The following is a 3,087-nucleotide window of genomic DNA, read 5'->3' on the forward strand; positions in this document are numbered from 1 at the left end:
GTCGCCGCCCTCGAACTCCCCGACCGCTGGGGCGGACTCATCGACCTCCCCCACACCACCACACCCCACACCACCAACCACCTCACCCAAACCCTCACCCACACCGACATCAGCACCAGCACCAGCACCGAGGACCAGATCGCCATCCGCCCCTCCGGCACCTACGGCCGCCGGGTGACCCGGGCCGGCGCCGGACGCCCGGCCGGTGCACAGACGGACGGGCCGTGGCGCCCGCGCGGCACCGTGCTCGTCACGGGCGGTACGGGCGCCATCGGCGGGCATGTCGCCCGCTGGCTGGCCCGTAACGGCGCCGAGCACCTCGTCCTGACCAGCCGGCGTGGCGAACAGGCTCCGGGGGCAACCGAGTTGGCCGACAAGCTGACCGGCCTGGGGGCCCGGGTGACGCTGGCGGCCTGCGATGTGTCGGACCGCGACGCGCTGGCCGCGCTACTCGACGAGCACCCGCCGACCGCTGTCTTCCACACTGCGGGAGTGCTCAACGACGGCACGGTCGACGCCCTCACTCTCGACCGCCTGACGGAGGTCCAGCGTCCCAAGGCGACGGCCGCTGTCCATCTGCACGAGCTGACCGAGGGACGCCCTCTCGACGCCTTCGTCCTCTTCTCGTCCGTCACCGGTGCCTGGGGCAACGGCGGCCAGGCCGCGTACGCCGCCGCCAACGCCGCCCTCGACGCGCTCACCGAACGCCGCCGGGCCGCCGGACTGCCGGCGACCTCCATCAGCTGGGGCCTGTGGGGCGGTGGCGGCATGGCCGAGGGCACCGGCGAGGTGAGCCTGAACCGCCGCGGCATCCGCGCCCTGGATCCCCACACCGGGGTCCGGGCGCTGCAGCGGGCGTTGGACGAGGGCGTGGCCTGCCGCACGGTCGCGGACGTGGACTGGGCGGAGTTCGCCCCGCGCACGGCGGCGCTGCGCGGCGGGCGGCTCTTCGACGAGCTGCCCGAGGCGCGCCGCGCCCTGGAGCGGGACGGCGCCACGCGTCCGCAGTCCGCTTCGGGCGGCTCCGACGGCGCACTGACCCAACGCCTCGCCGGGCTGCCGACTGCCGAACAGCGCCGAATGCTGGTGGAGTTGGTTCGTACGGAGGCGGCAGCGGTCCTGCGCCACGGTTCGACGGACAGCATCGCACCGGGCAGTGCCTTCAAGGCCGCAGGCTTCGACTCGCTGACCGCGCTGGAGCTGCGCAACCGCCTCAACGCCGCCACCGGGGTCACCCTCCCGGCCACGGTCGTCTTCGACCACCCGAGCCCCGACGCCCTGGCGGACTTCCTCCAGCGCGACGCCCTCGGCCTGTCCTCGCGGGACGAGGCCACCGCCCCGGCCCGTACTCCCCTGTCCGCCGACGAGCCGATTGCCGTCGTCGGCATGGCCTGCCGCTTCCCGGGTGGTGTGCAGTCCCCCGAGGACCTGTGGCAGCTGCTGCTGGAGGAGCGGGACGTCATCGGCCCGATGCCGTCCGACCGTGGCTGGGACGTGGAAGGGCTGTACGACCCGGAGCCCGGCCGCCCGGGCCGTACGTACACCCGAGAGGGCGGGTTCCTGTACGACGCGGGCGACTTCGACGCCGCCTTCTTCGGCATCTCGCCCCGCGAGGCCCTGGCCATGGACCCGCAGCAGCGGCTCCTCCTGGAGACCTCCTGGGAAGCACTGGAGCGCGCGGGCATCGACCCGCACACCCTGCGCGGCAGCCAGACCGGCGTGTACGCGGGCATGGTCCACCAGGAGTACGCGGCCCGGCTGCACGAGGCGCCGCAGGAGTACGAGGGCCATCTGCTCACCGGCACCTCCGGCAGCGTGGTCTCCGGCCGTATCTCCTACGTCCTGGGCCTGGAGGGCCCGGCGGTGACGGTCGACACCGCGTGCTCCTCCTCCCTCGTCGCCCTCCACCTCGCGGTGCAGGCACTGCGCAACGGCGAATGCGACCTCGCGCTCGCGGGCGGCGTCACCGTCATGGCCGCCCCCGGCCTCTTCGTGGAGTTCTCGCGACAGCGCGGGCTGGCGGCCGACGGACGCTGCAAGGCGTTCGCCGCCGCTGCCGACGGTACGAGCTGGGGCGAGGGCGCCGGCATGCTGGCCGTCGAACGGCTCTCGGACGCTATCCGCAACGGCCATCGCGTCCTGGCCGTCGTCCGCGGTTCCGCCGTCAACCAGGACGGTGCCAGCAACGGCCTGACCGCACCCAACGGGCCCTCGCAGCAGCGGGTGATCCGACGGGCGCTGGAGAGCGCCGGACTGGGTGCGGAAGAGGTGGACGCGGTGGAGGCCCACGGCACCGGCACGCGCCTCGGCGACCCCATCGAGGCCCAGGCACTGCTCGCCACGTACGGCCAGAACCGTCCGGCCGAACAGCCGCTGTGGCTCGGCTCGTTGAAGTCCAACATCGGACACACCCAGGCCGCCGCCGGTGTGGGTGGCGTCATCAAGATGGTGCTGGCCATGCAGCACGGCATCCTGCCTACGACCCTGCACGTGGACGAGCCGTCACCGCATGTGGACTGGACGGCGGGCGCGGTGTCGCTGCTGACGAAGCAGACACCGTGGCCGCATTCGGACCGGGTACGGCGGGCGGGCGTATCAGCCTTCGGCGTCAGCGGGACGAATGCGCATGTGGTGCTGGAGCAGGCGCCGGCCGTTGCAGCCGACCCGGCCGACGGCACGCGGGAGCTGCCCTCGGTGCCGGTCGTACTCTCCGGGCGCGACAGCGGCGCACTGCGTGAGCAGGCCCAGCGGCTGATCGACCGGGTGGACACGGCAAGCGTGCCGGACCTGGGCTACTCCACGGCCGTCACGCGCTCGGTCTTCGAGCACCGGGCCGTCGTCCTGGCCCAGGACAGTGCCACGCTACGGGCAGGACTGGAGGCCGTCGCCTCGGGCGCGCCGTCGAGCGATGTCGTGACGGGCGTGGTCGCCGGGGGCGGCACCCCCCGGTCGGTGTTCGTCTTTCCGGGGCAGGGCACCCAATGGGCCGGCATGGCCGCCCAGCTCCTCGACGAATCCCCGGTGTTCGCCGCCAGCATGGCGCGGTGCGAGACACTGCTTGCCGAGCACCTGGACTGGAAGCTCACC

1 protein-coding gene is annotated in these 3,087 nt (G+C 73.4%); it reads left to right on the plus strand.

Annotation, left to right across the window (positions count from 1 at the left end):
- On the plus strand, positions 1 to 3,087 hold a 3,087-nt coding region (locus tag K6I33_RS33680), incomplete at both ends, for a type I polyketide synthase (protein WP_238492376.1).

Source organism: Streptomyces sp. UNOB3_S3, assembly GCF_020740895.1.
In the GTDB taxonomy this organism is placed as follows: Bacteria; Actinomycetota; Actinomycetes; order Streptomycetales; family Streptomycetaceae; genus Streptomyces.